This is a genomic window from Actinacidiphila sp. bgisy160, assembly GCF_057707815.1.
In genome coordinates this window covers 1-4,518 of the sequence record NZ_JBYIQW010000117.1, presented here as the reverse complement: position 1 = coordinate 4,518, position 4,518 = coordinate 1, and the positions used below count along the sequence as shown (strand labels likewise).

General features: G+C 70.0%; 3 protein-coding genes. 1 reads left to right on the top strand and 2 read right to left on the bottom strand.

What is annotated here, in order from left to right; genetic code table 11:
• Window positions 1-60: 60 nt before the first annotated feature.
• Together AC3EUJ_RS37005 and AC3EUJ_RS37000 are read right to left on the bottom strand one after the other, a co-directional pair.
• Window positions 61-1,986 carry a purple acid phosphatase family protein gene (locus AC3EUJ_RS37005; protein ID WP_431969366.1) on the bottom strand — a complete coding sequence of 642 codons (1,926 nt, stop codon included), beginning with the start codon at window positions 1,984-1,986 and terminating at the stop codon, window positions 61-63.
• 130 nt (window positions 1,987-2,116) lie between these two features.
• On the bottom strand, window positions 2,117-3,325 hold the full coding sequence (locus AC3EUJ_RS37000) for a HupE/UreJ family protein (protein WP_431969364.1): 1,209 nt from the start codon (window positions 3,323-3,325) through the stop codon (window positions 2,117-2,119).
• A gap of 173 nt (window positions 3,326-3,498) precedes the next feature.
• Here AC3EUJ_RS37000 and AC3EUJ_RS36995 point away from each other — a divergent pair, with 173 nt between their 5' ends.
• Window positions 3,499-4,176, top strand: a complete 678-nt coding sequence (locus AC3EUJ_RS36995; RefSeq protein WP_431969362.1) for a type 1 periplasmic-binding domain-containing protein — start codon at window positions 3,499-3,501, stop codon at window positions 4,174-4,176.
• The last annotated feature ends 342 nt before the right edge of the window (window positions 4,177-4,518 follow it).

Genomic DNA, 4,518 nt, shown 5'->3' with positions numbered 1-4,518 from the left:
GGGGGGGGGGGGGGGGGGGAACACAGGTGCTTCCCCCCCCCCGCCGTCAAACGGGTACGGTCAGCTGCTCAGCGCAGTGATCGTGAGGGTGGCGCGGTAGCCGCCCTTCTCGACGCTGTCCGGGATCTTCAGATCCAGGTCGGCGCCGAGCTTGGCGGAACCGCGCGGGTGGCCCTGCCCGGCGGAGCCGAGGCCACGCGAGACGGACAGGCCCTTGCCCTGGTCGTCGTAACCGGACGCCACCGGGTCACCGGCCGCGGCACCGGCGCCGCCGTCCAGGACGTACGGCGTCCAGCCGAGGTAGGAGCCGGAGAAGGTCTTGTCGGCGTCCTTGAAGTCGCCCACGTTGGCCGAGATCGACCACGGGGCGAGTGAACGGCGGCTGTCGGAGACGAGGATCGGGTTGATCTTGCCGCCCGCGACGAAGTGGTCGCCGTTCTGCTCCTTGGCGGTACCGAGGTCGACCAGGCCGTTGTAGCCGTCGATCGTCCAGCCGAACTCGCCCGGAGCCGGGTTCGGGACGTTGACCTGCAGGTCCTGCTTGTCACCGTGGTACGGGTGCACCGTGACGTCGTCGACGTGCGAACCGACCGGCTGGTCGGGGCCGTTGGCGCCGCTGCGGATGTTCTCGACCACGAGCTTGTCGTTGCGCACCTGCACCTTGACGTAGGTGCGGACGTGCTCCTGGTTCTGGACCGAGTTGTACCAGTAGTTGCCCGGGTTCAGCGGGTCGGCGCCGTTCCCGTCACCGCTGGTGCCGCTGCTGTCCGGCTTGGTGATGTCGTAGTACTTCGAGCCGGAGGCGGAGTTGGCCGTCACGTAGAGGACGCCACCGGGGCCCGGGTACACGTCGGAGGCACCGGGCTGCTCGGCCGGGTTCTCCTTGGCACCGTTCTTGATCAGGTAGCTGCGGGAGTAGCTGTGGTCGTGACCCTGCAGGACGAGATCCACGCCGAGGTTCGAGAACACGGTCGGGAAGTCCCTGCGGCGCTGCTTGTTCTCGCCGTCCTTGGCGTGCGAGGCCGGCGAGTAGATCGCGTGGTGGTAGACGAGGACCTTCCACTTGGCCTCGTCGCCGTGCTTGTTGATGACGTCGGTGACGTACTTGACGTGCGCCTCGTCACCGCCGCCGTTGGCGGAGTTGTAGCTGTTGCTGTTCAGGTCGATGAACAGAACGTCCTTGTAGATGTACCAGTAGTCACCGCCGGACCTGGTGCCCTCGGGAGTCCCGTTGTCGTAGTACGGGGCCGAACGGTCGGTGTTCGGGGTGGTGAAGTGCTGCTCGTAGGCCTTGCCGCCGACGTCGTGGTTGCCGATGGTGGCGGCCCACGGGTACTGGCGCAGACCGTCGGGAGCCAGGAAGGAGTTCCACTGGGACTCGTTGTTGGCGCTCTCGACCTGGTCGCCGCCGGACACCAGGAGCTCGGCGTTCGGGTTGGCCTTCAGCGAGACGTCGACCGTGTCCTGCCAGCCGGCCTGGTCGCTCGCCAGGTTGCCGGACGAGCCGATCTGCGGGTCGCCGTAGAACAGGAAGTCGTACTCGCCCTCGAAGTCCTGGGTCTTGAACGAGTAGGTGGAGGACCAGTTGCCCTCGCTGCCGACCCGGTAGGAGTACTGGGTCTGCTCCTTCAGCCCGGTGATCGTCGCGTGGCGGTTGTAGCCGCCGCTGGAGGCGATGTTCGCCGCGCCGATGGCGTCGAAGGCGGCGGCGCCGGCCGGGAACTCGCCGTTCACCAGCTGCGCGGTCGGGGCGACCTGGATCTGCTGCGCCGTGTCGGCGGAGGAGTACCACGTCACGGTGCGCTGGGCCTCGTTGGCGCCGACACCGAGGACGATGCCGCTGAGCGTGGCGGTGTCGGCGGCGGACGCCGACGTCACCAGCCCGTTGCCGAGGGCGACCGTCAGGCCGAGGAAAGCCGCGGTGGCCCCGGTGGCCACACGGCGCCGCGCGGACCCGGAGCTCCGCGAGGAGTAGCTCGATCTCATTTTCGTCTTTTCCTTCTGTGCACGAAATGTGTGCATCGAGTGGAGGACCCCACGCTCACCTCGGCAGGTAAAGCGAACATAAATGCGGGTGACGACGTAGTTGAACTTCGCGCTATCCCTGGACGGAGTCTCAGAATCCGGATACTCGTTGCACGAACCACACCACCCCCATGACGGACACCCCGGCGGAAATCGCCCCCGCGGCCCAGAGCCCGGCCCGCGCCGAGCGGTGGCGCAGCACGAGCAGCAGCGGGAAGACGACGGCGATGATCGCCAACTGGACGGCCTCGATGCCGACGTTGAACACCAGCAGGGACCACAGCAGGGTCCACGACCACGCCTCGTCGATCCCCAGCGCGCCGGCGAAGCCCAGACCGTGGACGAGACCGAAGCAGAACACCACGCCGAGGCGGGTCCATCCGGCCCGGTCCAGGCTGAAGTGCCCCTGCCCGGGGGCCTCGAGCTCGGTCGCGTGGTCGCCGCGCCGCCAGATCCGCCACAGGTACCAGCCGGCGACCACGGCGATCGACAGCGCGATGACGGGCTCGACGACGCGCGCGGGCACGTCGACCACGCCCAGAGCGGCGAGCATGAAGGTCACCGAGTGAGCCAGGGTGAAGCTGGTTGCCGCCAGCACGATCTCGCGCGGCCGCCGCGAACCGGCGATCAGGGCGAGCAGGAACAGGATGTGGTCGACCCCGGTCAGGAGGTGTTCTGCGCCCAGTCGGAAGAACTCCCAGAACCGCTCGTACCAGGACTGGCCGATGGAGAAGGACGGGTGCTCGGCGTCGAGGGCCGCACTGCCCGAACTGCCGTCCACCGCGTACGTGACGATCGTCTTGGTGCCCTTGACGTAACCCTCGGAATCGGGGAACAGCCCGCTGCGCACCTCACGGTCCCCGCCCTGGGGGCAGTCCCAGTCCAGGCGGAGGGTGGCGTACGGCACACCCTCCCGGCGGCCGATCGTGAAGCCGCCAATCCGGGCGGGGACGCAGGTCTTGCCGTCGGAGCTCAGCGTGAAGCGCCCGGTGGCGTACGCGACGGCGGACTTCACGTGCGCGGCCAGCGCCGCCGCCTGGGCGGCGGAGTCGCCGGCGTCGAACGCGGCGGTCCCCTCACGGAAGAGCGCGTCGTCGTGCTGGTAGTCGGCGGCGGACACCACGAAGAGGTCGTACTCGAGCTGCAACGTGGTCCGTACGCGGCCTCCGCCGGCCGGGGCGACGTCCGCGTACACGGTCGAGGTGAACCCGTGCGCGAGCGCGGACTGCTGCCCGAGGCCCAGGATGGCGATCACCGCCGCGGTGATCCCGACGAGGGTGCGGCGGAGGCGATGTGACATGTGGCTCCTTGAGGTTGCCACTGCACCGTGCACGTCATGGGTGAACCGGAACCGGCCGGTCGGCGAATCGTGCGCAAACAAGTCCGACAACGGCGCCCTCCGGATGGAGGTGAGGGAGACGGGATTGCAGGATGAGGACGGCACCACCTGTCACCACCCGGAGGTCGATCGCCTTGCGCCCCCCGCTTCGGGCCGCCGCCACACTGGCCGCGGCCGCCGCGCTGCTCACCGGATGCGGCTCCGGCGACGACTGGTCACGACCGCACCCCCGGCCCAGCGCCGTCGGCACACCCGGTCCCGGCTTCGTGGACCGCGCCGACCCGCCCGCCCCCGAGGCCACCGCCACGCCGGCCCCCGGCTCCTGGTCAGGGGTCCATCCCTCGAAGGGCTACCGCGTCGTCCTGCTGACCTCGGGCGACGACCGGCCCACCAAGGCGCTCGTGACCGCGGTCAAGGAGTGGGCCGGGGCCGAGCAGGTCGACCTCAGGACGGTCGTCGCCGACCACCCCTCCGACCTCCTGCCCAGCGCCACCCGGGCCCTGGAGATGCACCCGGACCTCGTCATCAGCGCCGGCAACGACCTGATCGACCCTCTCGCCACGGTCACCCCGAACCACCTCTCCCAGCAGTTCCTCGTGGTGGGCGCGGAGTTGGCCGAGCCCACCGCGAACGTCACCGCCGTCGACTGGTCCGGCGCGTCGTTCCGCGGCGAGGGCCTCGGCATGTCCTCGACGTACGACCCCGCCACCTTCACCCCCGCCCGCTGCGCCGCCGCCGTCCGCGCCGGCGTCGCGGCCGTCCTGGGCGGCGTGACCGGGATCGTCCTCTGGCTCGACGAGCACGAGGGATAGCCTCCCTCTGTGCCCGTTCCCTGGCGATCCGCCGCCGAGAGCTCGCCCGGACCCTGCGCCACCACGGCGCCGCGCCCGACGCCGTCCACGACGTCGACGCGGCCTGGGAGGCGTTCGCCGAGTTCCTCGCCATCGAGGTCGAGGGCGTCGAGGAGGCCGACGGCGACGGCTTCATCGCCGAATGGGGCCGATGGGACTGGAACGACGACCTGCCCGCGCTCTCCTTCGGGCGGCTGCTCGCGGTCCACGCCACCGGCGGCGACGGCGACGCGCCCCACCGGCAACCGCAGTACTGGAAGGTGGAGCTGCAGCTCTGCTTCGCCGAGGATCCGGCATGGGCCG